The following is a 23,696-nucleotide window of genomic DNA, read 5'->3' as shown; positions in this document are numbered from 1 at the left end:
CCCTGCTGCTGACCCCAGCTTCCCTCGGCGCCGGTACCGCGGGCAGTGCCTACAGCGCGACCCTGAGTGTCTCCGGCGGCACGGCGCCCTACAGCTACAGCATCAGCAGCGGCAGCCTGCCGGCGGGCCTGAGCCTGAACACCGCCAGCGGCTTGATCAGCGGTACGCCCAGCACCAGCGGCACTGCCAACCTGACCATCACCGCCACCGATGCCAACGGCGCTACCGGCTCCCAGGCCTACTCAATCACCATCGCCGCGGTGGCAATCAGCGTGCCCGCCTCCAGCCAGATCCTCGCTGCGGGCCAGTCAGCCACCGTCGACCTGACCCAAGGCGCTACCGGCGGTCCATTCACCCAGGCCATCCTGGGCTCGGTCACCCCGGCCTCGGCCGGCCAGGCGAGGATGATGGGCCCGTTCTCGATGCGCTTCGTACCGTCGGCCGCTTTCGCCGGCACCGCGATCGTCAGCTTCAGCCTGCAAAACGGCAGCGGCTCCAGTGCCTCGAGCACCGTCACCTTCACCATCCAGGAACGTTCGGACCCCACCAAGGACGCCGAAGTGATTGGCCTGCTCAACGCCCAGACCCGGGCCGCGGAACGCTTTGCCAGCACCCAGATGGACAACTTCAACCGGCGGCTGGAGCAACTGCACCAGATCAGTTGCGACCGCAATTCGTTCAACGCCAGCCTGCGCAAGGAAGGCCGCGAGGTGCCGCTGGGCGAGATCGCCAAGGCCGTCCAGGACCAACTGGGGGCCTCGGCCAACCAGACCGAGCAGGAAAAACGTGAAGCCGCTGCCGCCCTCAAAGACAATTGCCAACAGGATGCCCTGGCGTTCTGGAGCGACGGCTTCGTCAACGTCGGCTCGACCCACGCACGGGGCGCCCGGGACAACAGCTTTACCACCCTGGGCCTGAGCGCCGGGGTCGACTATCGCCTGTCGCCCACGGCCATTGCCGGGATCGGCTTCGGCTACGGCAACGACCGTAGTGACATCGGCAAGAACCACACCCGCAGCGACGCGGACGCCATTGGCATTGCCACCTACCTGAGCCTGAACCTGGCCCCGCAGGTGTATGTCGACGGCCTGCTGGGCTACAACCGCATCAGCTTCGACTCACGCCGCTACATCACCGGCAGTGCCGATGACTATGCCCGTGGCTCGCGGGATGCCGACCAGTTGTTCGCCTCCCTGACCGCCAGCTACGAGTACCGCCAGGGTCCGCTGTCGCTGACCCCTTACAGCCGCCTGAATGCCAGCACCACCCGCCTGGACGCCTACCGTGAAAGTGGCGGCGGCATTTATGGCCTGTCCTACGACGAGCAGCGCCAGCAGAACTTCACCTCCTACCTCGGCGTGCGCTCGGGCTACGACCTGATGACCCCTGTCGGTGTGGTCACGCCCAAGGTCGGCCTGGCCTGGGGCCACAACTTCAGTAACAGCAGTGACTACAAGATGCGCTACACCGACCAGGGCGACGAAGGCACCCTGTACCGGCTCAAACCCGATGCCCTGGACAGCGATTTCGCCAGCCTGGACATGGGCGTGGACTTCAACCTGGGACGCGCCTGGCAACTGGGCGTCTCGTACAAGACCGCCCTGGGCTCGGACGAACGCAACGACACCTTCCGCCTGGGTCTCAACGGTAAGTTCTGAACGACACGTTCTGAACCCTGGCCACAGATTAGTGGCCCAGGGCTGAACCCCACAGATGGAAATGGCTCCCCTTGAGCCACGGCAACAAAACAACACCCCGCCAGAGTCCGACTCTGGCGGGGTGTTGTGTTTTAACAGCGCCGACAAGCGCTCGATCCAGCAGCAGCCCTCAGGCCGTTGGCAGTTGCCCGGCCTCGATTTCCTGGGTCGTGCGTTCCACCGCGCGCCGGGTCTTGTCGATCAACTCATCGATATCACCGCGGGTGGCCACCAGGGCCGGGGCCATGATCATGCGCCCGAAGGTCGAGCGAATGATCACGCCTTCTTCGAAGCCCAGGGTGCGACAGCGCCAGGCGATGTCGTTCTCGTTGGCAAAGCGTTTGCGCGTGGCCTTGTCCTCGGCGAACTGCAGGGCCGCCACCAGCCCGGTGCCCTGGATCTCGCCGATCAGCGGATGCTTGCCGAACACTTCGCGCAGGCATTGCTGCAGGTAGGGACCGGTGTCGTTCTTGACCTGGCTCACCACGCCTTCATCGCGCAGGGCCTTGAGGTTAGCGATGGCCACGGCGGCCGCCACCGGGTGCCCGGAATAGGTCAAACCGTGGGCGAACACCCCGCCCTGCTCCACCAGCACCTGGGCGATGCGCTTGCTCAGTACCAGGCCGCCCATGGGGATGTAGCCCGAGGTCAGGCCCTTGGCGATGGACAGGGTATCGGGCTCGAAACCGAAGTGCTGGTGGGCGAACCATTCCCCGGTACGGCCGAAACCGCCGATCACTTCGTCGGCACACAGCAGCACGTCGTACTGGCGACAGATGCGCTGGATCTCCGGCCAGTAGCTGTCCGGCGGGAAGATCATGCCGCCCGCGCCCTGGAACGGCTCGGCGATGAAACCGGCGACGTTCTCGGCCCCCAGTTCGAGGATCTTTTCTTCCAGCTGACGGGCGCAGCGCAGACCGAACTCGGCGGGCGTCAGGTTGCCTTCGTGGGCGAACCAGTAAGGCTCGTCGATATGCGCCACGTCCGGGATCAACCCGCCCATGTCGTGCATGAACTTCATCCCGCCCAGGGCGGTGGCCGCCAGGGTCGAGCCGTGATAGCCGTTCCAGCGGCCGATCATCACCTTCTTCTGCGGCTGGCCGAGGATCTGCCAGTAGCGACGCACGCTGCGGATCAGCACCTCGTTGGCCTCGGAGCCGGAGTTGGTGTAGATGGCGTGGCTGTAGTGCCCCGGCAACAGGCTGAACAGCAACTCCGACAGCTCCACCACCGCCGGGTGGGTGGTGTGGAAGAACATGTTGTAGTACGGCAGCTGTTCCAGCTGGGCGCTGGCGGCGGCCGCCAGGTCCTTGCGGCCGTAGCCCAGGTTGGTGCACCACAGGCCGGACATGCCGTCCAGGTAGCGCTTGCCGTCGTTGTCCCACAGGTGCAGGCCCTGGCCCCGGACGATGACCCGCGGGCCTTCGGCATTCAGCGCCTTCTGGTCGAGAAAGGCATGGATATGGTGCGCGGCGTCGGCGGCCTGGTAGTCCTGGGTGCTGCGTTGCGGGGCGTTGTCTGGCTGAGGGTTGGAAGCGCTCATGGTCATTCTCCTGCACGGCAAGTGGGTTCAAGGGAAGAGGTTGCAGCGGGCCCCGGTTCGAGGGGCAACAGCGGCTCGGGAACAAACAGTGGCTTGCGCATCACCAGCTTGATCCAGAGCACGGCAATCACCGAGATCACCCCGAGCACCACCCCGGCGCTGCCGAAGATCCGCGCGGTCATCTGCGGCGACGGTGAGACGTGATAGATCGCAAACAGCATGCCGACGATGCCCAGCACCTGGGGCCAGGGGTAGAAGGGTGAACGGAACGGCCGTGGCGCCTCGGGGTAGCGACGTCGCAGGGCGATCACGTCGATGTGCACGATGATGTAGGCCAAGAGCCAGGCCAGGGCCGCGGCCAACAGCAGCAGGCTGATGGAATCCGGGTCCTGGCCCAGCAGCAGGATCGGCAGGCCCGTGAGGGCGGCAATGAACAACACCGCCACCCAGGGCGTACGGGTGCGCGGACTCAGGCGCTTGAACTGGGGAAAGGCCTGGCCGTTCTGAGCCATGCCGTAGAGCATGCGCGGCAGCGCCGCCAGGGACGAATTGACCGTGCTGCAGGTCGCGGTGATCACCGCGCCCACCAGGAACAGTTTGCCGGCCTCACCGAACACCGAGGTGGCGAAGAGGAAATGCGGCAGCGGGTTGCTCGCCAGTTGCTCCCGGGGAATGCACAGCAGTGCGCCGAGGCAATACAGAGTGATCACCAGGAAAATGATGCTCAGGCCAATGATCATCGAGCGCGGGATATTGCGTTCCGGGTTGCGGGTTTCTTCCACCAGCGGGCAGACGAACTCGGCACCGACAAAGCCCCAGATGGCCATAGCGGCCAGCGCCAGCGCCCCTACTTCCATCGGGTTCCAGCCCTGATCCAGCGGCAGTTGCAGATCCGCCTGCGCGCTGCCGATGGCGCCCAGGCCCAGGGTCAGCAGAATCACCACCATCACCACCGCCAGGACCGTCTGCAGCTTGGCGAAGACGTCAATGCCCAGCAGATTGAGCAAGGTGAAGGTGCCCAGCACGCCATAGGCCATCAGCATCGGCGGCAGCGCACCGGGGTAGACCTTGCCGATGATCAGGTCCAGGAGCAGCAGTTCGGCGGACAGGGCGAACATCGCCACCACCATGTAGCCGGAGAAGGTGGCGAGGATCGCCGGGAAGTGCCCGATGGCCACTTCGGTGTAGCTGCTCAAGCTGCCGGCCCGAGGCACCATCAGCGCCAGTTCGGAAAAGGACAGCGCGTAGGTCAGGGCCATCAGATAGGCCAGCAGCAGGGGCATGAAGAAGCCCAGCCCGGCCATTCCCGCCCCTTGCAGCATCAGCACCATCACTCCCTGGGACACCACCAGGCCGACGGCTACCGAGACCAGCGAACCCAGGCCCAGGACCCGGCGCAAACCGCCGCGTTGCAGGGGGCTTGCAGCCCCGATGGAGACACTTGCAGTCATGGCACACACTCCGCTTTTTATTGTTGTGGGCCTGCCGCCGAAGCGGCAGGTAAAGACGCGCTCTGACGGCGCGGCACTGGACCTGGCGAGCAGGTCGCAAGGCATGGCTCAGCGCAACTGGAACCAGGTGGTTTTCAGTTGGGTGTACTTGTCGAAAGCGTGCAGCGACAGGTCGCGACCAAACCCCGATTGCCGACCGCCGCCAAAGGGCACGGTGACGTCCAGGGCGTCCACGGTGTTCACCGACACCGTGCCGGCCCGCAGCTGCCGGGCCACCCGGTGGGCACGGTTGAGGTCATCGCTCCACAGCGATGCCGCCAGGCCATAGACGCTGTCGTTGGCCAGCGCTACAGCTTGTTCCTCGTGTTCAAAGGCGGTCACCGCCAGCACTGGGCCAAACAGTTCTTCGCGAAACAGGGTCATCTGCCGATCCACGCCCGTGAAAATGGTCGGTTCGATGTAGTTGTCGCTGCCATCGATGATCAGTTGCCGGCCGCCGCACGCCAGCTCGGCGCCCTGCTCCCGGGCGCCCTTGATATAGCCCATGACGCTGGCGGTCTGGCGGGCATCGACCATGGCCCCGGCACGGCTGGCCGGGTCCAGGGGATTGCCCGGCCGCCAGTCCCGAGCCTTGGCTTGCAGGCGCTCGACGAACTGGTCATGAATGCTGCGTTCCACCAGCAGCCGCGAGTTGGCCGAACACACCTCGCCCTGGTTGAAGAAGATGCCAAAGGCGGCCTTCTCGGCGGCCAGGTCCAGGTCCTGGCAGTCGGCGAACACCAGGTTCGGGCTCTTGCCGCCACATTCCAGCCAGACCTGCTTGAGGTTGGATTGGGCCGAGTACTGCATGAAATACTTGCCCACTTCGGTGGAGCCGGTGAACACCAGGCAATCCACATCCGGGTGCAGGCCCAGGGCGCGACCGGCCTCGACGCCCAGGCCCGGCACCACGTTGAGCACCCCTTCCGGCAACCCGGCCTCCAGGGCCAGTTCGCCCAGGCGCAGGGCCGAGAACGGCGACTGCTCGGCGGGCTTGAGCACCACCGAGTTGCCCACCGCCAGGGCCGGCGCCAGCTTCCAGGCCGCCATGTCCAGGGGGAAGTTCCAGGGCACCACGGCGCCGATCACCCCCAGGGCTTCGCGGCTGATGCTGGCGTGGCTGGTGCGGGCGCCGGGGGCCACCTGATCGTAAAGCTTGTCGACGCTTTCGGCGTACCAGGCGAAGACGTTGGCGGCACCAGGCACGTCAATGTTCCAGGCATCCATCACCGGCTTGCCCATGTTCAGGGATTCCAGCAGGGCCAGCTCCTCGCGGTGGGCGAGCATCAGCTCGGCCAGACGCAGCAGTACCTTCTTGCGTTCCATCGGGGCCATGCGCGCCCAGGGCCCCTGGTCGAAGGCCCGGCGCGCGGCGGCCACCGCCAGGTCCACTTCGGCGGCGCCACAGGCGCTGACCCGGGCCAAGCGTTGATTGGTGGCGGGGTTGATGGCATCGAACGTGGCGCCGGACTGGGCGGACAACCGTTGGCCGCCGATCAGCGCCTGGTCAATGAATGTTTGCCGGGCAGCTCGCTGCTGCCAGTAACCGAGATCGAACACGCTGCACTCCCTCGTCGACCGTGGTAACGGCCTGGTTGTTAGGTAGGTAGGGAGGATGGTGCGTCACCGCGAGCGAGAGGAAAAATACTAAAAATATGCTCCGGCACCATGAAAAAGCTCGGTAGCCAAGGCCCTGGGCCGGGCCGCACAAACGCCAACGCCCAGGCCATCCGGAAGATGGCCTGGGGCGTGAAACAAGACTCGTCAAGCGCTGGGCAAGGTCAGGTCGGACGCTCCAGCCAATCCCCCAGGCGCCGCAGCATGGCGTCGCAGGCGTGCAACTGCTCAAGGCTGATGAACTCGTCCGGCTTGTGCCCCTGGTCCATGCTGCCCGGGCCACAGACCACCGTGGGGATACCGGCCTGATGAAACAGCCCGCCCTCGGTGCCGAACGCCACAGTGCCGAACGCCCGCGAACCACTGAGCAACGCCAGCAGTTCGGCGGCTTCGCTGTCGGCGGCGGTGGCCAGCCCGGGGTAGGCGCTCAAGGGTTGCAGGGCGATCCCGGTGTCGGCCTGTACCGCCTGCATCTGCGGCAGCAATTGATCCTGGGCATAACGCTGCAGTTCATCCACCACGGCCTGGGCATCGAACTCCGGCAGGGTACGCACCTCGAAATCGAACTCGCAGTCCGCCGGTACGATGTTCAGCGCCCGGCCGCCCTTGATGGTGCCGGTCTGCACCGTGGAAAACGGCGGATCGAAGCGCGGGTCGTGGTGTTCGGGACGGGCCAGTCGGCCGCCGATCTCCCCCAGCTTGCCGATCAGCCGCGCCGCGTACTCGATGGCATTGACCCCATATGGCGCATAGGCCGAATGACAGGCCGCGCCACGCACCTGGCAACGCATGGCCAGCTTGCCCTTGTGGCCCAGCACCGGGCGCAGTTCGGTGGGCTCGCCGATCAGGCACAGCAACGGCTTGTGCCGGCGCTGCTGCAATCGTTCGAGCATCGGCCGCACGCCCAGGCAGCCCACCTCCTCGTCATAGGAAAAGGCCAGGTGGATCGGTATGCGCAGCTCTCGCCGGACCAAGCCCGGCACCGCCGCCAGCACCGAGGCGATAAAGCCCTTCATGTCGGCGGTGCCACGGCCGTACAGGCGCCCTTCCCGCTCGCTCAAGACAAACGGCTCGACGCTCCAGGCCTGGCCATCCACCGGCACCACGTCGGTGTGCCCGGACAGCACCACACCGCTGCGATCGCTGGGACCGATGCTGGCAAACAGATTGGCCTTGGTGCGCTGCGGGTTGTAGATCAGTTCGCTGTCCACCCCGTGGCCCGCCAGGTAGTCGCGGATAAAACCGATCAGCTCCAGGTTGGAGTCGCGGCTGACCGTGGCAAAACCCACCAACCGCGCCAGCAGCTCGCGGCTCGAATGCTCACTCATTGCCCGGCACTCCGTAGCTGGGCGCCGCCGTGGGGTCCAGGGCCCGGGTCAGGTAGTCCTGCATCTGCGGCCGATAGGCCTGCCAGAGGCCGGCCAACTGGCCGATGGGGTCTTCATCGGCCCAGTCCACCCGCAAGTCGACGATGGGCCAGGTCAGGTCGTCCACCACGCTCAGCGCCGCCGAATGCACCGGCCCCGCCTCGCCCCCGGCAGCCATCGCCGCGTGCATGGCCGCCAGCAGGCGCTCGACGAGAATCCCCGGCGTCTGTTCGAACGCCTCGACCATGGCCTCGATCACGCCTGTGCCCGCCAGCAGGTTGCCGGCGGCCACGCATTGTTCGCCGGCCAGCGCGTTGTGCAGGCCCAGGGCTTGCTGGCCACTGAACAGCGCTGTGCGCCCCTGGCCGTCGATCACCGTCACCTGGCGGTACTGGCTCCAGCCGTTGCTGCCCAGGGCCTTGTCCAGGGCCGTGCCGGGATCGAGCTTGTGGTTCTCCAGCAGATCGAGAATCTGCGGCCCCAGGGCCGGCAGGGTCACGTTCTGGGTGGCCACCGCCCCCACTCCCGCTCGCACCCAGGGGCAACGAGCACCGACGGCGATGCTCGACGAACTGATGGCGATGCCCAACTGGCCGGTTTCGGCACAGCGGCCAACGATGGAAAAAGTCATGGCAACTCCTTGGCCCACTGGGCCTGCATGGACGCTCGACTCGGCGCCGCTGGAAACAACCGCACAGGGGTCACTCGGGAATGACCGCGATCACGTCGATTTCCATCAGCCACTGCGGCTGGCCGAGGGCCGAGACCACCAGGCCAGTGGAAATCGGGAATACGCCCTTGAGCCACTTGCCCACCTCCTGATAGACCGGCTCGCGGTAACGCGGGTCGGTGAGGTAGGTAGTGGTCTTGACGATATGGGACAGGTCGCTGCCGGCTTCTTCCAGCAGTTGCTTGACGTTTTTCATCGCCTGTTCGGCCTGGGCTCGCGGGTCGCCGAGGCCCACCAGCCGACCGTCGAAATCAGTGCCGACCTGACCGCGCACGTACACCGTGTTGCCAGCACGCACCGCCTGGCACAGGTCATTGTCCAGGGACTGGTTGGGATAGGTGTCCTTGGTGTTGAACATGCGAATACGGGTATGAGTAGGCATCAGTGGGCTCCCACGCTGTCGAGGTTGCGGATCGGTGTCTCTGGTTGCGCTGAAGTCTGCGTCGAGGACTGCCGGGCTTGGCTGTAGGCCAGGTATTTGCGCTGGGTCGCGATGTGATCGGCGACGTGCTTGGCGTCGTGCCAGACGCCCCAGATAAAGGAGGAACCCCGACGCGACAGCCAGGGCAGGCCGAGGAAATAGACCCCGGGTTCGCGGGACACACCGCGCTGGTGCAGGGGCTTGCCCTGTTCGCTGAAGGTATCCACCTGCAGCCAGGAAAAGTCCACGGCATAGCCGGTGGCCCAGATGATCGAGGTGACCCCGGCCGCCAGCAGGTCCAGCTCCAGGATCGGCTGTTTCACGCACTGCGGATCAGGGACTGGCTGCCGAGCCTCGGGCTCCGGCGGCAGGTCGAGGCCGTTGCGGGCGATATAGGCATCGGCCGCGTCCAGCAGCGCCAGGTAGTTCTCGTCGCCTCGGGCCAGGTTGTCCACCAGGTCCGCCCGGAAGGTTACGCGCTCACCGTCGAAGGCCTGGGTCAGCCCCACCAGGGTGATGCCTTGATGGGCCAGGGCGCGGAAGTCGATGGTCTGGCCGCCGCGGGCACCACTGACAGCAATGGTCACGTGCTCCCGGCCCGGTTTGGCAATCTCCGCATCCCATTCCCCCAGCACCCCGAGCCACCAGCAGAAGTCCCGCCCACGGTAGGAACGCGGCGGACGGTCATGGGCCCCCACCGACAGGTAGACCTGGCGCCCCGCTCGCTGCAGCTCATCGGCAATCTGCACGCCGGAGGAACCCGCCCCCACCACCAGCACCGCACCCGCCGGCAGTTGCTGCGGATTGCGGTAGGCGGCGGAATGGATCTGCTCAACCCGTACATCCTTGGGCGCAATCGGCGGAATCACCGGGCGCTGGAAAGGTCCGGTGGCGGCCACCACGCGCTGGGCCTGGATCACCCCCTCGGAGGTCTCGACGGTGAAGCCGGGGCGTCCGACATTGCGCTGCACCTTGCGCACTTCCACACCGGTGCGGATCGGCGCATTGAACTGGCGGGCATAGGCCTCGAAGTAGTCCGCCACCTGATCCTTGGCCGGGAAGGCATCGGCAGGGGTATCGAATTCCAGGCCGGGAAAGCGGTCATGCCAGGCCGGCCCGTTGGCCACCAGCGAGTCCCAGCGTCCGGTGCGCCAGGCCTCGGCGATGCGGCTGCGCTCCAGCACCAGATGGGGCACCCCGAGCTTGCTCAGGTGTTCGCTCATGGCTACGCCGGCCTGGCCCGCGCCGACCACCAGGGTATCCACTTGTATTTGTTCTACGGTCATGTATGTGTGTCCTTCTGCAAGACGAAGGGCGTCAGCGCAAGCGCTGGACACCTGGTTCAGAACCCGGGTGTGAGTCGGATGCAGCAGATGGTGCGACAGACGTCGGCGAAGGAAAATGACTAAAAATGTGCTCCCTGGATAAGAAAAAACGAGGCAGCACGAGGGCCTGCGGCCCCGGGTTGCACGAGGCCGGACCGTGGTCGGGGACGTCCGGGCACTGACCCGCGGCCATCAGACTGATCAGTTTGGCCGTTCAGATGATTACCCGGCGAAAATGCATTTCCGTGCTTTCGATCTGCAGGCACTGAGGGCACAATGCCTACCTTTTTGGCTGGCCCTGCCGGAGACCCTGAAATGATCAAGACGCCGTACTACCTCATCGACAAGCAGAAGCTTTTGAGCAACATGCAGAAGATCGCCTACGTGCGCGAGCAGTCCGGCGCCAAGGCCCTGCTGGCCCTCAAGTGCTTCGCCACCTGGTCGGTGTTCGACCTGATGCAGCAGTACATGGATGGCACCACCTCCTCGTCGCTGTACGAGCTCAAGCTCGGCCGGCAGAAGTTCGCAGGCGAAACCCATGCCTACAGCGTGGCCTGGGCCGACGACGAGATCGAGGACATGCTCGCCAACTGCGACAAGATCATCTTCAACTCCATCAGCCAGCTGCAGCGCTTTGCCGATGCCTCCAGCGGCAAGGTCCGCGGCCTGCGGGTCAATCCCCAGGTGAGCAGCTCGGACTACCTGCTGGCCGACCCGGCGCGCCCGTTCAGCCGCCTGGGCGAGTGGGACCCGGCGAAGATCGAAGGCGTGATCGAACAGATCTCCGGCTTCATGTTCCACAACAACTGCGAGAACGGCGACTTCGGCCTGTTCGACCAGATGTTGACCACCATCGAAGAGCGCTTCGGCCACCTGCTGCACAAGGTGGAATGGGTCAGCCTCGGCGGCGGCATCCACTTCACCGGCGAGGACTACGCCCTGGACGCCTTCTGCGCGCGCCTCAAGGCGTTCTCCGAGAAGTACGGCGTGCAGGTCTACCTGGAGCCGGGCGAAGCCGCCATCACCCAGAGCGCGTCCCTGGAAGTGACCGTGCTCGACACCCTGTACAACGGCAAGCACCTGGCGGTGGTGGACAGTTCCATCGAAGCCCACATGCTCGACCTGCTGATTTATCGCTTGAACGCCAAGCTGTCACCAAGCACGGGTGAACATACCTACATGGTGTGTGGCAAATCCTGCCTGGCCGGGGACATCTTCGGCGAATACCAATTTGATCGTCCGCTGGCCATCGGCGATCGACTGTCGTTCATCGACGCTGCGGGTTACACCATGGTCAAGAAAAACTGGTTCAACGGTCTGAAAATGCCGTCCATTGTCGTGAAACAACTCGATGGCAGCATCGACGTGGTGCGCGAGTTTGGTTTCGAAGACTACCTGTCCAGCCTTTCCTGAGCGGACAGACACGAGGAGAAGTAAATAAATTGAAGAAGAATGTTCTTATCATTGGTGCAGGAGGTGTCGCCAAGGTGGTGGCCCACAAGTGCGCGCAGCACAACGACGAACTCGGTCGTATTGCTATCGCGTCGCGCAACATCTCCAAATGCCAGGCCATCATCGACAGCGTCAAGGCCAAGGGCAGCCTCAAACAGCCCGCTGAAATAAAAGCCTTCGCCCTCAACGCGCTGGACATCGAAGCGACCAAGGCGCTGATCCGCGAGACCGAGTCGCAGATCGTCATCAACGTCGGCTCCGCGTTCCTCAACATGTCGGTGCTGCGTGCCTGCATCGATACCGGTGTGGCCTACCTGGACACCGCGATCCACGAAGAGCCGGGCAAGATCTGCGAGACCCCACCCTGGTACGGCAACTACGAGTGGAAGCACCTCGAGGAATGCCAGGAGAAGAAAGTCACCGCCATTCTCGGCGTGGGCTTCGATCCGGGCGTGGTCAACGCCTATGCCGCCCTGGCCAAGCAAGAACATTTCGACCGCATTGATTCCATCGACATTCTCGACGTCAATGCCGGTTCCCACGGCAAATACTTCGCCACCAATTTCGACCCGGAAATCAACTTCCGCGAATTCACCGGACAGGTGTGGAGCTGGCAGGACAGCCAGTGGACCAGCAACACCATGTTCGAAGTCAAGCGTACCGACGACCTGCCCGTGGTCGGCTCGCAGAACCTGTACCTGACCGGCCACGACGAAGTGCACTCGCTGTCGAAAAACCTCGACGTGCCCAACGTGCGCTTCTGGATGAGCTTCGGCGAGCACTACATCAACGTGTTTACCGTGCTGCGCAACCTCGGCCTGCTCTCCGAGCAACCGGTCAAGACCGCCGAAGGCCTGGAAGTGGTGCCACTCAAAGTGGTCAAGGCCGTGCTGCCTGATCCGGCCTCCCTGGCCCCGGGCTACACCGGCAAGACCTGCATCGGTGACCTGGTCAAGGGCACCAAGGATGGCCAGCCGCGCGAAGTCTTCATCTACAACGTGGCTGACCACGAAGAAGCCTACGCCGAGACCGACAGCCAGGGCATTTCCTACACCGCCGGTGTACCGCCAGTGGCTGCCGCCCTGCTGGTCGCCCGTGGCGAGTGGGACGTGCAACGCATGGTCAACGTCGAGGAACTGGCGGCCAAGCCGTTCCTCAAGGCGCTGGACGTGATGGGCCTGCCGACCCGCATCAAGGACGAGCATGGCGATCGTCCTTGGGACGCCGCCATCTGATCCTGCCCCACCCACAGCGGGCGCCGACCCAGGCGCCCGCTGTTCCCCGCCCTGTAACATCTTTCGTTTGTGCGCCGCTTTTGCCTTTCTGTGCGACAGATCCCACATCCGGGACTCCCGTCGCCCTCCTTCGTAGTGTTAGCTTGGGAACGTTTCTGTCTGAAACATCAGACACTTCCCACTCATAACCTGCAAAGGAATGCCCTCAACAATGGATTTTTCTCTCAAGCACCTGGCTGCGGCCACCCTGATGCTCGCCAGCCTGTCCGCGTTCTCAAGCTTCGCCCAGGCCAATATCACCCCGCAACAGAGCGCGGCCATCCTCAAGTCCTTCAGTGACCACTCGGTCAGCGACTTCCGTCAGTTCCTCGGCAGCCTGGCCAAGAGCGAAGCGGGCAAGGACGCCAACCTGGGCCCGGCCATCAGCGCCTTTCTCGACAACAAGAGCCTGTCCGCCGAACAGCAGAACGAGATCCATCGCCTGCTAGGCCTCTACGCCCGGGTGAAGTACGGCAAGGCCGCCACCGAGACCCTGCGTGAACTGGTGGCCATTCCCACCTTCAACATCGACGGTGTGCCGCAGTACAAGAACCCCGAGTTTCTCAAGATCGCCGAGAAGATCCAGGGCCTGGCCAAGGCCTTCAACCTGAACTTTCGCAACATCGACAACCGGGTCTACGAGATCTCCCTGGGCGGCACCGGCGACGAAGTGGTCGGTATCCACGCCCACGCCGACGTGGTGCCGGTCACCCCGGAAAACTGGGTCCTGGAAGACGGCACCCGCCTCGACCCGTTCAAGGTCACCCTGATCGGCGACCGCATGTACGGCCGCGGCACCGAGGACGACAAGAACGGCATCGTGGTCGCGCTCTACGCCATGAAGATCGTCAAGGAAGAGAAGCTGCCCCTGGCGCGCAACTTCAAACTGCTGGTGGACACCACCGAGGAAACCAGCGGCGACGCCATCCCCTACTACTTCGAACGCAACCCGACGCCCAACTACAACCTGGCGCTGGATGGCGGCTACCCGGTGGTGATCGCCGAGAAAGGCTACGGCACGGTGATGGCGACCTTTGCCCGGCGTGCCGCCGAAGGCAAGGGCGCGGAAATGACCGGGCTGACCGGTGGCCTGGCCACCAACCAGATTCCTTCCACCTCGGTGGCCACCTTCAAGACCGACACCCCCGCCGAACTGGTGGCCAGCCTGCAGCAAGCCGGTGCCGCCTATGCCAAGGCCAACGGCGGCAACTTCCAGGTGAGCGCCAAGGTGGTGGGCAAGGATGTGCAGTTGACCGTCACCGGCGTGTCCGCCCACTCCTCCGAACCCGAGTCCGGGGTCAACCCGGTGGCGCGGATGCTGGACTTCATCAACAGCCTCGACGGCAAGATCGCCCTCAAGCACAACGCGTTCACCGACGGTGCCCGCTACGCCGCCGACAACTGGGGCCTGGACTACCTGGGGAACAAGCTGGGCATCGGTTTCGCCGACGCCTTCATGGGGCCGCTGACCACGTCCCCGACCTTCGTCGGCGTGGATGACAAAGCCTTCAAGCTGGCGGTCAACCTGCGAGTGCCCAAGGGCAAGACCCCGGACGCGCTGAAGGCTGAAATCACCGACAAGCTGGCGGCCTGGAGCAAGAAGACCCAGGTGGCGGTGACGCTCGACACCTCCATCGCCGCGCCGATGTACCGCAACCCCGAAGGCGAATGGGTCAAGGCCTTGCTGGCGGTGGCCAGCGAGAACCTGGGCATGCAACACCAGTTCGGCACCTCCGCTGGCGCCACCTCGGTGCATGAACTGCCCAACGGCGTGCAATTCGGCCTGGCGCGGCCCGAAGTCAAGTACACCGGCCACACCGACAACGAGTTCAAGACCGTGGACCAGTTCCTCCTGGACTTGCAGATCGTCACCGAAATGGTCGGACGTATCGGGCAACTGCCCAAGCTTTGACACGCCTGTCGGACCCGCTGCAATGGCGGGTCCGATGGCCTTGTTCCGATTGATTGCCCAGCGCCTTCTATACTTGCACCCCATTAGCCATTGGGCAGGTTCCTGCCCGCTTTCCCGAACGTCATCAAGGTCGCGCCAGGCACTGACGAGGCCGTCATTGGGTCACGGAGCGTTCAATGAACAAGCTGGGTGTCCTCCTGCTGGCCTGTGCCGTTGGCTTGCTGGCACTGCTTGCGCCCCTGTCGCTGTCCCTCTACCTGGCCCAAAACCAGGGCCGCGAAGCGGTCATGTCCTCGTTGCACGAGGTGGCCAACGACGTTCTGGAGCGTGCCCGCCTGCAGCGCGCACAGATCAATACCGCCATCAGCCAGCTCAACCAGCAACCTCCTCAAGCCTTCTGTTCCAGCCAACAGCTCCAAGACATGCACAGACTGGTACTGGGCTATCGCTACATCGTGGGCATGGCCGGCATGGCCGGCTCGACGCTGCTGTGCAACACCCTGCAAGCCCAAACCGCCCCCCTGGCGTTGGGCGCTTTTTCGGGGCCGGACCCCAGCGGCCTGCGCTTCTGGAACAAAGTACATCTGCCCGGTCTGCCGGATCAGGTGTTTACCCTGGTGGCCCGGGACAACTACGCCGCCATCATTCACCCCGACTTTGCCCTGGACCTGCTGAATCAGCAGTCATCGGTATCCAGCGCCTTCCTACAAACCCGGCTGCGCAGCATCATCGGCCAGCGCGGCGTGGTGAAGGAGCAATGGGTACAGCGCTACAGCGGCGATGGCAAAGCGCTGGAATTCGAAGATGACGGCTACTTCGTCGTCATTGTGCCGGCGTCCAACAGCGAAACCGCGGCATTGGCCGCCCAATCCTCATCGGTGGTGGCCGAGCGGGTACGGCGCCTCGCGCTGATCATCGCGCCTTTGGGGCTGGTGCTGGGCCTGCTGTTGGCCGCTCTGGTCGCCTATCTGGCCCGGCGCCGCCTGTCCCTGAAGGGGGAGTTGCAAGCGGCCTTGGAACGCGACGAGTTTTTCATCGAGTACCAGCCCATCATCGACTTGCACAATGGCCGCTGCGTCGGTGCCGAGGCCCTGGCGCGCTGGCGCACCCAAGGCGGCAAGCTGATCAGCCCCAGTGTCTTCATTCCCATGGCCGAAGCCAACGGACTGATCCAGCGCATCACCGCCCGGGTCATGGAAATCGTGGTGCGCGATGCCGCGGAACTGCTGCGCGCCGATAAACGCTTGCACATCGCCATCAACCTTTCCAGCGAGGATCTGAAGACCCAGGACGCCGAACAGCGCTTGAAGAAACTCTCCGAAGAAGCCGGCATGGGACCGCGCAGCCTGATGGTGGAAATCACCGAGCGCGGCCTGATGGACCCCGACAAGTCCCGCGCCGTACTACTGGCGGTCAGGGCCAACGGTTTCCAGGTGGCCATCGACGACTTCGGCACCGGTCATTCCAGCCTGTCGTACCTGGCCACCTATGAGTTGGACTACCTGAAGATCGACAAGATGTTTGTCGACACCCTGGGCACCGACGCCCCCACCAGCCTGGTGACGATGCACATCATCGAACTGGCGCGCTCCCTAGGCCTGCAGATGATTGCCGAAGGCGTCGAAAATCCGCTCCAGCGCGACATTTTGCGCAAACATGGCGTGCAGTACGCCCAAGGCTGGCTGTTCGGCCGCCCCATGAGCATTCAGCAACTGCGGGAGTTCATCGATCAGCATCCGGGGGATGGGACCGGGGACGTCGCAGAGAGTCAGGCCGCCGGCGGCTTCAACGCCGGGTAGCTGACATCCCGCAGTACCGCGATGTAGCCGCCATAGAGATTCGCCGCAGGCAGCAACTGCCGCGCTGCCAGTTGTTCATGCAGGCGGCGCAAATGGTAGAACGGCACGCGCACATAGAGGTGATGCTCGATGTGGTAGTGAATCCCATGGGGGCCGAAGAAGAAGGTCTGCCCGTTCGGACGCACGATGCTGCGGGCGTTCTGGCTCTGGTCAGCATGGGCGGGCAAGCCGGCGTGCTCCATCAGCGCCCGGACCCGGCCCATCAAGGGCAGCAAAGTGATGGCCGGCAACAACCACAGACCCAGGTAGAGCCAGGGGTGCCCGAACGCACTCAGCAAGCCGAACAGCACGCCGTTGACCAGCAGCATTGAACAGATCTCCCAGGACACCTGCCCCGCAGACTTGTCGACCTTGGGCATGATGGCGCGGTAGTCACCCCGGGCAAATTTGCAGGCACTGATGAAGTAGCCCACCCCGAACAGGTCCGCCAGCAAGCGCCTGGCCAGCTTGCCCCGAGGCAGCGGGTAGTCCCCCATGCCAAACACCGCCATCACCGGGTCGTCATGCAGCATCGGCTGCCGGTGGTGCTTCAGGTGGCCGGCGCGGTAGGTAGCCATGGAAAGAAACAGCGGGCCAGCCGCCAACAGCTGACCCACGCCATCATTGAATGCCTGCCGGCGCAGGAGCAGGCCGTGGGCACTCTCATGCATGATCACCGCCAGGGCCAACTGGCTGCGGGCAATGATCAGCGCCGCCAACAGGTAGGTGACGGGATGCGGCCAGCGTGCGGCACAGACGAACGCGGCAGCGATCAGCAGCCAGTCGGCGAGCAGCGCCAGCATCCCGATCCAGGGCTTGAGGACAAACAGCTCAGCGGTCGGGACAAAGGCCTTGAGCGCCTGATTGTCGCCGGCGCGGGCATTAGGCTGGGACACGGGCATGGTTTCCTTGTCGTTGGGTGGCCAGGGCGCAGGCCAGGGCCAGCAGGAGGCCGCCTGCGACATCCAGCAGCGTGTGTTGCTTGAGGGTCAGGGTCGACAGGCAGATCAGCAGGCCGGTGATGCCGATCAGCCATTTGCCGGGGTGGGACCAGAGCGCACGGCAGGCCAGGCACGTTACCGCCACATGCAGGCTGGGGCAGCCGTTGGACGCCAGGTCCAGCTGCCACATGCGGCTCAGGCGCTGATGCAAAAAGGCATTGTCGAGGTTGCCAAGATCGGGCCTGGGCAGGTGCTCGGGGAACAGCCAGAAACACAGGAGGGCAATGGTGAAAGCCATCCCCGTGGCGTTCTTGAACATCCTGAACGCTTCAGCACTGGCGTAGGTCGCCGCCAGCAGCACGAAGGGAAAGAACAGCACGTACAGCCACCAGGACTGGGCAATGAAAGGAATCCATTCATCCAGCGGCGTGACCCAGGTGTAGCGCGGCGTGATCAGTCGCTGCACGCCGACGAAAATGCTCAGGCCCAGCAACAGTCCCAGCAGCGCAACCAGCGTCTGTCGATAGTTGGCTCTCGGGGTCGGGCTGGGCAAGGGATTGCTCATGGCTGCTCGCTTAGTGGATGCAAGAGTGGATCACGGCCCACAGCGGCGCGTTCACAGACTGAGCAGGCGGCTGACCCAGGCGTCGATCCGCCCCTGGGCCCGCGCCCGACCGGCAGCCGCTGTCGACTCGGTCCCCGCCGCAGCAGTCAATTGCTGCGCCGCCGCAGTCACCTGGCGGCGAAAGTCCGCGGCGTCGCCGCGCCAGGTCACCACCCGATGCAGCAGCTGTAGCTGGGCGGCACGCGCCGCGTTGCTGGTCTGTTCGGGCTGATCGCTGAGCACCAGGAGGATCGGCCGCTGATAGACCCGAGCGATGGACAGTGCCGCCATGCCCGGCGCTGACACTATCAGCCGGGCCTGGGCGGCACGACTGGCCCAGTGCGGGTCGACCCCGAGCCAGCCATGGCGCCCGGCATAGCCCTCGCCCACCCGATGCGCGTCCAGGCCGGCGTCCTCCAGGCCCGCACCCAAGGCATCGGCCAGGCTGGGCTCGCTGAAATGCGGATTGAGGTACACCGCAGCCCCGGGGGCCGCAGGTTCCGGCATCACCGCCGCCAGGGCCACCGGAGTCGGCAGGCGATACAGCAACGGCGCCTGGGTGTCGTCCACTTCATAGGCGAAATCATGCTCGATGCGGGCTCGCGCCGCGTTGATCTGACGGTCGACAATCCAGCCGAACAACCGCCCGAACTGCCGCGGCCACATGCCCGCGAAATTGTTCAGCAACGCCACCTTGAGGCTCGCGCCGTACACGTGCACGACCTTGCGTCGCCATCCCGGCAGCATGCCCATGTACAGCAGCGCCGGATGGAAGGAGTCGTTGATCACCAGATCCACACTGCGCAGCCTGCGCCCCAGATGGAGAATGTCCCGCAGCATCCGCCCGGGACGAAACAGGTAATGGGCGACATTGCGATTGGTGGCGTGGCGCAGCATGTTCTGCTCGCTGTCGAACTGCACCGCATAGTGCCTGGACAGCAGCTCGGCCTCGATGCCGAAACGTTGCAGAAAGTGCTGCCCCTGCTCCGAGGTCGTCAGCACCTCGACCTGGGCTCCCGCCTCGCGCAGGGCATGCACCAGCAATTGCGCGCGCATCAGGTGGCCACGGGCATCGGCGGTCGCCAGGTAAAGAATCCGTTTATTCATCGGGCCGCGCTGCCCACACCGCCCAGGACCCAACCGGCGACGTACATGGCCAGGGCACCGGTCACGCCGAAACTGGCATCCACTGCGCGAATGTCCTTGAGCAACAGGTCCAGGTGTACAGACTCATGGGGCGCGACAATGCGGCGCAAGGTGTTCTCGCACAAGCGCACGTGGGCCTTCTCGTCGGCCAGGACCCGCGACAGCAACGGATACAGCTCATGCCCGGTGCCTATCACCGCACAGTGGCGGCTCAATACCCGCTGGGCCATCTGCTCGGCACAGAGCCCGGTGGCGTAGGCCGGCACCAGCAGGCCATGCTCGAAATGTGCCGCATAGCGATGGGCCAGGCGCTGCCAGCGGCGGATCTTGCGCCGGCTGAGCCAGTCCGGTTCCAGGCGCACCGAGCCGTCGTCGCCCAGGCCGCGCAAAGCGTCGGCAAACAGCGTCACATGGCGACGCTCATCGGCCAGGTGCTGTTGCACCTGACGCTCGAGCCAGGGCGGTGACTGGGGGAGCAAGTCTTCCAGCAGCGTGCGCTCGGTGGCGTCTTCGCCGGCCAGGTACATGCGCAACAACAAGCGCTCCCCGCGGGGGCTACGGTGCAGGCGCCGCAGCGCAGCGCGCTTGATGCGATCCACCAGGCGCGCCTGCACCGCCCCCAGGCCCTGGGCCTGAGGCATGCTCAGGCAGTTGAAGTCCGCCTCGGTGGCGACCGCTTCCCCCCCACTCATTGCGCGGGCTGCGGGGCAGTGGCGGATGCCGTGGCCACCTGCTGGCTGCGGTGCCAGGCCAGGATCAGGCCGATAAAGCTGTCACGCATAAAGGCCGTTCCGGACGCCCCGGCATTGGCAAAGGGTTGTTCATGGCCGTTGTAACGCAGGTAGCCCTTGCCGTTGACCGCGCCCAATTCCAGGGTGTCGCGCTTGTTCAGGCCGCGTTGGCGCACCTCCTTGAGCAGAGGACTGTCCTCAAGGCCGAACACGAACAGTTGGCGCTGAACCACCCACAACGGAATCTGGCCGCTCAGGGCCTGCAGGTTAAGGTTCCAGGTGCCCGTTGCCAGCAACGCATCCAGTTCGCCAGTGCCCGGTTGCGTGGCGCTGAAGCTGGCACGCATCACTGACTTGGACAGCCGCCCGACACCCAGGCCGATGGTGATGTCGTCGGCCGCCGGGCTCTGGGCATCGCTGGGACGCACGACCACGAAGTAACTGGCCACTCGCGCGGCGATTGACGGCTGCGCCAGGACCTTGCGCGCCTGCTCGGCGGTGAACAGCACACGCTCGCCGGTGCCTTCGCGGACGCTGATCTGATAGGGGTCGAGGACGATGTCGCTGAACTTGCCACGCACGGGCGAGTGCACATAGGTGTCGGACTTCCACTTCGTGCCCGAGCGCCGCAACAGCACCTGCAGGCTCAGCGGCACACGCTGGCCATCGGCGGCGATGCCACTGCCGTGCAGCAGCACGTCGCCGATCACCGTCTTGCTGTCATGGTGGTCGTCAGCGCCAATCACGATGGCGTGGGTTTGCGGGTCGACGCTGGCCCGGGCATCTGCCACATCCAGGGCAATCCGGTTGCAGTCGCGGTCGGTGCTGCGGGTGACGGTCGCGCAGCCACTGTCCGAGGCGAAGTGAAACACCCCGCGACCACTGAACTCGGAAGGCGCGGCATTGGCCTGGCCGCTCAATGCCAACAGTGCCAGGCAGGCCATGGAGTAGCCGAATGAAGCGAGCGAAGATGTTTTCATGGGGGAGTCCTGTGGGCACGCAGGCGGCGTGCGACGATACGGCACGACGGGGATCAATCCAGGTTGCGGTGATACGACAAGGCTTCACTGTGACCGGCGCTGCGGCGCCCGACACGGATGCCCATGCCACGCACCACAGCGCCGGCAGTGTCGAGCAACGACATGCCGATGACCACCAGCGTCGCCCCAAGACGTCGGAGCCCACGCAAGGGCGGCAAGTCCTGATGGTTGAGGGCCCGCAGGCTGTAGCCGAGGCGCCCGAGCATCACGCACAGCGGGCCGATCGGACCACTGCGCCCAAGCCACTGCAGCCAGCCCGGCATATAGGCGCGGACCAGATAGGGGGTCAGGCCGACGCTGTCACCGCCCCTGAGCCAGCGCAGCTTGAGCACTTCGCCCTGGCTGTCGGGCAGTCGATGCTCGGTATGGGCGCCTGGCGCATAGACCACCGCCACGCCCGCCGCTTGCAGGCGCAGGCCCATGACCTGGCAATGGGCGCGATAGATGCCATCGAGCGGCTCATAGCGATATTGCTCGAAGGTGTCACAGCGAAAGGCCACGTTGTTGGCGTAGAAGTTACGCGTGGCGCCGCGGCGCAAGGGGCTGGGGAAGTACATGAAGTCGATGGCGGTCAGGGCACTGCCGGCGACGCTGGGCGCATAACTGGTACGCCCGGCAACCGCCAACGGCGCGTCGTCCTCGGCGAAAGGCACGAGCAACTGCTCCAGCCAATGGCTACAGGGAATGCAATCGGCATCAGCAAAGACCACGTACTGGCAGCGCCCCTGGTCGACCGCGTCGAAACCGACATTCTTGGCATCGTAGTAACCGGTGAGGGTATCGATCTCGACAAAGTCCAGTTCCCGTCCGGCCAGTGCACACAGGGCCTGGCGCGCCACAGGATCGAGGCCATCGTGGGTGATGACCCACTGGGCAAAACTCTGGGGAGGCAGACTCTGCCGGGCAAGGCGTGCGATCAGCCGCTTGAGGCTGTTCAAGGCCTCCTGTGCATCCTTGCCGCCACGCAGGTTGTTGGTCTCCAACACCAGCGCGGCATGGGCTGCGATACCTTCCAGGCGCTCGCGCCTATCGCTGCCGGGAGGCAGCTGCGACGTCCTGGTTGTCATTGCTTGGCTATCCATTTCACTGAATCTCTGAAAAAAGCGCGGCCACCCGGGGGCGCGACGGGCGCAATCACAGCATTATTCCCGAGATTATTCAAACGCCAAGTGCGCCCCCCTGTGATGGCCAACGCAGTCGCTGGACCCCGCTGCGATTCAAGACCCCGGATTCTTCAGGAGCACCATTGAAGTGCCCCCCACACAGTCGCTGGAATCTGTCCTGATGGAGCGATTGGATAAGGTATTCTTCGGCGCGAATCAGCTATCACTACTCTCGGACACGTTCGAGCGGGCGGAGCCCATGGGCATGAAACAGCATCACCCAGAAGTCTTTCACAAGATCACCATCCTCCTGAAACAGGACGATGACGGTTACCCACCCTGCGCTGCCGAATCCCTTTGGGGCATCAAACAAGGCGAAACGACCTACATCGTCGACAACACGCCCTATTACATTTATGGACTCAGCAAAGGCGACCTGATTGATACGCGACAGGAAAACAACGAGCTGATCGCTACCGTCGTTGCTCAACAAGGAGGCCACTCCACCCTCAGAGTCTTCGCTGAAAATGCACAGGACAAAGCCAACATCATCAAGACACTGCAACAGTTGGGTGCCCACTGTTCAGTGACTCATAGCCTGTCGCTCTTCTCGGTTGATATACCGCCAGAGTGCCGCTTCGAACCCATAGACGCCTACCTTTGCTCAATCGCAGACGATGACCAGATCGCCTATGAAGACGCCTGCCTGCAGCATCACGGGATCGACTTCGCACGACAATCGCAATGCTCATCCCTGGCATCGTTACCACGCATGACCCATTGAGCGGCCAGCTCAGTAGAAGGCAAGCGCCACGGCACTCCATGGCACGGCCTGAGAAGCCGTGACCGTGGCTCATCGATCAGCGCCAGCCCCCCTGCGCTCTTGAACACTTCGACGCCGATACCCGGCTAACGCGCCGCGCTTGCTTTGGGACCGCTCGCGATCAGGCTGGCGCCACACGCGGTTTTCATACCGTCAAGGGCCACCGCAATACCACCGACATCCAACAGGGCACTGCCTTCTGCAATAGGAAACACCCCTTTGCACATAGGGCACACAACCTTGTGCCCGACACCCGCCATGGGTTTACCGTTCAAGTCGGTCTGGCTGAATGCCTCAATCACAGTACCGCCATGACTGGTACTGTCCCCAAGTCGAATAATCTCCATGCCCACTCCTTAGCGACCTTAAAGGTCATCCATCCAATTGTCCTTGGGCCTCAGCTCGGCCAGAAACTCTTCCAGCGTGTAGTCCTCTTCCACAACCGGCATCCGCGATGCCGCAGGAGCAGCCGGCGCGGGCTTTACCGAGGCGCCGTCGTCATGGCTGGCGGTTTGAGGCATCAGGTTGACGCCGAACTTGTTGTCGAGAGGTTTTTTACCGGGTGTCGGCGAAGTCACGCTGATGATCGTAACCTGGTCCTGTCGACGCATGGGCATCACCACGCTGGTATCGGCATTCTGG

20 protein-coding genes and 1 pseudogene are annotated in these 23,696 nt (G+C 64.3%); 6 read left to right on the top strand and 15 right to left on the bottom strand.

The annotated features are described in order from the left end of the window. A partial coding sequence (locus Q8O96_RS30680; RefSeq protein WP_305950063.1) for an autotransporter domain-containing protein occupies positions 1-1,658 on the top strand: 1,658 nt, incomplete at its 5' end. A 169-nt stretch (positions 1,659-1,827) separates the two neighbouring features. Here the strand turns inward: Q8O96_RS30680 and Q8O96_RS30675 are convergent. The 7 genes from Q8O96_RS30675 to Q8O96_RS30645 form a co-directional block, all read right to left on the bottom strand. Beyond that, positions 1,828-3,240, bottom strand: coding sequence for an aspartate aminotransferase family protein (locus Q8O96_RS30675; RefSeq protein ID WP_102863080.1), 1,413 nt, complete (start codon positions 3,238-3,240; stop codon positions 1,828-1,830). A gap of 2 nt (positions 3,241-3,242) precedes the next feature. After that, entirely contained in the window at positions 3,243-4,691 is a 1,449-nt protein-coding gene (locus tag Q8O96_RS30670) for an APC family permease (RefSeq protein ID WP_305950062.1), read from the bottom strand. Between the two features lie 108 nt (positions 4,692-4,799). Further along, a complete protein-coding gene (locus tag Q8O96_RS30665) occupies positions 4,800-6,290 on the bottom strand; it encodes an aldehyde dehydrogenase (RefSeq protein ID WP_305950061.1) in 1,491 nt (496 codons plus the stop codon). 221 nt (positions 6,291-6,511) lie between these two features. Continuing rightward, a complete protein-coding gene (gene argE / locus Q8O96_RS30660; protein WP_207166085.1) occupies positions 6,512-7,675 on the bottom strand; it encodes an acetylornithine deacetylase in 1,164 nt (387 codons plus the stop codon). Continuing rightward, complete coding sequence (locus Q8O96_RS30655; RefSeq protein ID WP_102863076.1) at positions 7,668-8,345, bottom strand: DUF1028 domain-containing protein; 678 nt, start codon at positions 8,343-8,345, stop codon at positions 7,668-7,670. The genes argE and Q8O96_RS30655 overlap by 8 nt, the downstream gene beginning before the upstream one ends. 70 nt (positions 8,346-8,415) lie before the next feature. After that, positions 8,416-8,826 (bottom strand): RidA family protein, encoded by a 411-nt coding sequence (locus Q8O96_RS30650; protein ID WP_011061806.1) that lies wholly within the window; start codon positions 8,824-8,826, stop codon positions 8,416-8,418. Then, complete coding sequence (locus Q8O96_RS30645; RefSeq protein WP_305950060.1) at positions 8,826-10,151, bottom strand: NAD(P)/FAD-dependent oxidoreductase; 1,326 nt, start codon at positions 10,149-10,151, stop codon at positions 8,826-8,828. The genes Q8O96_RS30650 and Q8O96_RS30645 overlap by 1 nt, the downstream gene beginning before the upstream one ends. Positions 10,152-10,505: 354 nt before the next feature. Here Q8O96_RS30645 and Q8O96_RS30640 point away from each other — a divergent pair, with 354 nt between their 5' ends. From Q8O96_RS30640 to Q8O96_RS30625, 4 genes are all read left to right on the top strand, one after another. Next, complete coding sequence (locus Q8O96_RS30640; protein ID WP_102863074.1) at positions 10,506-11,603, top strand: carboxynorspermidine decarboxylase; 1,098 nt, start codon at positions 10,506-10,508, stop codon at positions 11,601-11,603. 29 nt (positions 11,604-11,632) lie between these two features. After that, positions 11,633-12,877 (top strand): saccharopine dehydrogenase family protein, encoded by a 1,245-nt coding sequence (locus Q8O96_RS30635; RefSeq protein ID WP_102863073.1) that lies wholly within the window; start codon positions 11,633-11,635, stop codon positions 12,875-12,877. Positions 12,878-13,088: 211 nt separating this feature from the next. Continuing rightward, complete coding sequence (locus Q8O96_RS30630; RefSeq protein WP_207166087.1) at positions 13,089-14,828, top strand: dipeptidase; 1,740 nt, start codon at positions 13,089-13,091, stop codon at positions 14,826-14,828. 176 nt (positions 14,829-15,004) lie between these two features. After that, positions 15,005-16,627 carry an EAL domain-containing protein gene (locus Q8O96_RS30625; protein ID WP_305950059.1) on the top strand — a complete coding sequence of 541 codons (1,623 nt, stop codon included), beginning with the start codon at positions 15,005-15,007 and terminating at the stop codon, positions 16,625-16,627. Here the strand turns inward: Q8O96_RS30625 and Q8O96_RS30620 are convergent. The 6 genes from Q8O96_RS30620 to Q8O96_RS30595 are packed head-to-tail and all read right to left on the bottom strand — an operon-like array spanning position 16,597 to position 22,195. Next, the gene (locus Q8O96_RS30620; RefSeq protein WP_115582413.1) at positions 16,597-17,562 is read right to left on the bottom strand and encodes a fatty acid desaturase family protein; all 966 of its coding nucleotides are present in this window, start codon (positions 17,560-17,562) and stop codon (positions 16,597-16,599) included. The genes Q8O96_RS30625 and Q8O96_RS30620 overlap by 31 nt on opposite strands. Next, positions 17,549-18,172, bottom strand: coding sequence for a phosphatase PAP2 family protein (locus Q8O96_RS30615; RefSeq protein ID WP_305950058.1), 624 nt, complete (start codon positions 18,170-18,172; stop codon positions 17,549-17,551). Before Q8O96_RS30615 ends, Q8O96_RS30620 begins: the two co-directional genes overlap by 14 nt. 51 nt (positions 18,173-18,223) lie before the next feature. Next, complete coding sequence (locus Q8O96_RS30610) at positions 18,224-19,318, bottom strand: hypothetical protein (protein WP_102863069.1); 1,095 nt, start codon at positions 19,316-19,318, stop codon at positions 18,224-18,226. Beyond that, entirely contained in the window at positions 19,315-20,049 is a 735-nt protein-coding gene (locus Q8O96_RS30605; RefSeq protein WP_305950057.1) for a hypothetical protein, read from the bottom strand. The genes Q8O96_RS30610 and Q8O96_RS30605 overlap by 4 nt, the downstream gene beginning before the upstream one ends. Continuing rightward, positions 20,046-21,068 (bottom strand): hypothetical protein, encoded by a 1,023-nt coding sequence (locus Q8O96_RS30600; protein WP_305950056.1) that lies wholly within the window; start codon positions 21,066-21,068, stop codon positions 20,046-20,048. Before Q8O96_RS30600 ends, Q8O96_RS30605 begins: the two co-directional genes overlap by 4 nt. 53 nt (positions 21,069-21,121) lie before the next feature. Then, positions 21,122-22,195 carry a glycosyltransferase family 2 protein gene (locus tag Q8O96_RS30595; protein ID WP_242553869.1) on the bottom strand — a complete coding sequence of 358 codons (1,074 nt, stop codon included), beginning with the start codon at positions 22,193-22,195 and terminating at the stop codon, positions 21,122-21,124. Positions 22,196-22,412: 217 nt separating this feature from the next. On the opposite strand from Q8O96_RS30595, the gene Q8O96_RS30590 reads away from it, so the two are divergent. Then, entirely contained in the window at positions 22,413-23,015 is a 603-nt protein-coding gene (locus tag Q8O96_RS30590; protein WP_305950055.1) for a DUF4265 domain-containing protein, read from the top strand. Between the two features lie 125 nt (positions 23,016-23,140). On the opposite strand, the gene Q8O96_RS30585 is transcribed toward Q8O96_RS30590, so the two are convergent. Together Q8O96_RS30585 and Q8O96_RS30580 are read right to left on the bottom strand one after the other, a co-directional pair. Further along, a complete protein-coding gene (locus tag Q8O96_RS30585) occupies positions 23,141-23,401 on the bottom strand; it encodes a PAAR domain-containing protein (protein ID WP_305950054.1) in 261 nt (86 codons plus the stop codon). Positions 23,402-23,419: 18 nt separating this feature from the next. Beyond that, a pseudogene (locus tag Q8O96_RS30580) lies at positions 23,420-23,696 on the bottom strand (DUF2875 domain-containing protein); the annotation flags it as partial.

The organism is Pseudomonas sp. LPH60 (genome assembly GCF_030718165.1).
Lineage (GTDB): Bacteria > Pseudomonadota > Gammaproteobacteria > Pseudomonadales > Pseudomonadaceae > Aquipseudomonas > Aquipseudomonas danubii.
This window is presented reverse-complemented; position numbering and strand designations above follow the sequence as displayed.

Bases quoted from the DNA above. Each gene is read 5' to 3' on its own strand.
- Q8O96_RS30640 (WP_102863074.1), top strand. From the start codon at position 10,506: ATGATCAAGACGCCGTACTACCTCATCGACAAGCAGAAGCTTTTGAGC.
- Q8O96_RS30650 (WP_011061806.1), bottom strand. From the start codon at position 8,826: ATGCCTACTCATACCCGTATTCGCATGTTCAACACCAAGGACACCTAT.
- Q8O96_RS30630 (WP_207166087.1), top strand. From the start codon at position 13,089: ATGGATTTTTCTCTCAAGCACCTGGCTGCGGCCACCCTGATGCTCGCC.
- Q8O96_RS30655 (WP_102863076.1), bottom strand. From the start codon at position 8,345: ATGACTTTTTCCATCGTTGGCCGCTGTGCCGAAACCGGCCAGTTGGGC.
- Q8O96_RS30610 (WP_102863069.1), bottom strand. From the start codon at position 19,318: ATGAATAAACGGATTCTTTACCTGGCGACCGCCGATGCCCGTGGCCAC.
- argE (WP_207166085.1), bottom strand. From the start codon at position 7,675: ATGAGTGAGCATTCGAGCCGCGAGCTGCTGGCGCGGTTGGTGGGTTTT.
- Q8O96_RS30675 (WP_102863080.1), bottom strand. From the start codon at position 3,240: ATGAGCGCTTCCAACCCTCAGCCAGACAACGCCCCGCAACGCAGCACC.
- Q8O96_RS30625 (WP_305950059.1), top strand. From the start codon at position 15,005: ATGAACAAGCTGGGTGTCCTCCTGCTGGCCTGTGCCGTTGGCTTGCTG.
- Q8O96_RS30615 (WP_305950058.1), bottom strand. From the start codon at position 18,172: ATGAGCAATCCCTTGCCCAGCCCGACCCCGAGAGCCAACTATCGACAG.
- Q8O96_RS30595 (WP_242553869.1), bottom strand. From the start codon at position 22,195: ATGACAACCAGGACGTCGCAGCTGCCTCCCGGCAGCGATAGGCGCGAG.
- Q8O96_RS30670 (WP_305950062.1), bottom strand. From the start codon at position 4,691: ATGACTGCAAGTGTCTCCATCGGGGCTGCAAGCCCCCTGCAACGCGGC.
- Q8O96_RS30590 (WP_305950055.1), top strand. From the start codon at position 22,413: ATGGAGCGATTGGATAAGGTATTCTTCGGCGCGAATCAGCTATCACTA.
- Q8O96_RS30585 (WP_305950054.1), bottom strand. From the start codon at position 23,401: ATGGAGATTATTCGACTTGGGGACAGTACCAGTCATGGCGGTACTGTG.
- Q8O96_RS30600 (WP_305950056.1), bottom strand. From the start codon at position 21,068: ATGAAAACATCTTCGCTCGCTTCATTCGGCTACTCCATGGCCTGCCTG.
- Q8O96_RS30645 (WP_305950060.1), bottom strand. From the start codon at position 10,151: ATGACCGTAGAACAAATACAAGTGGATACCCTGGTGGTCGGCGCGGGC.
- Q8O96_RS30605 (WP_305950057.1), bottom strand. From the start codon at position 20,049: ATGAGTGGGGGGGAAGCGGTCGCCACCGAGGCGGACTTCAACTGCCTG.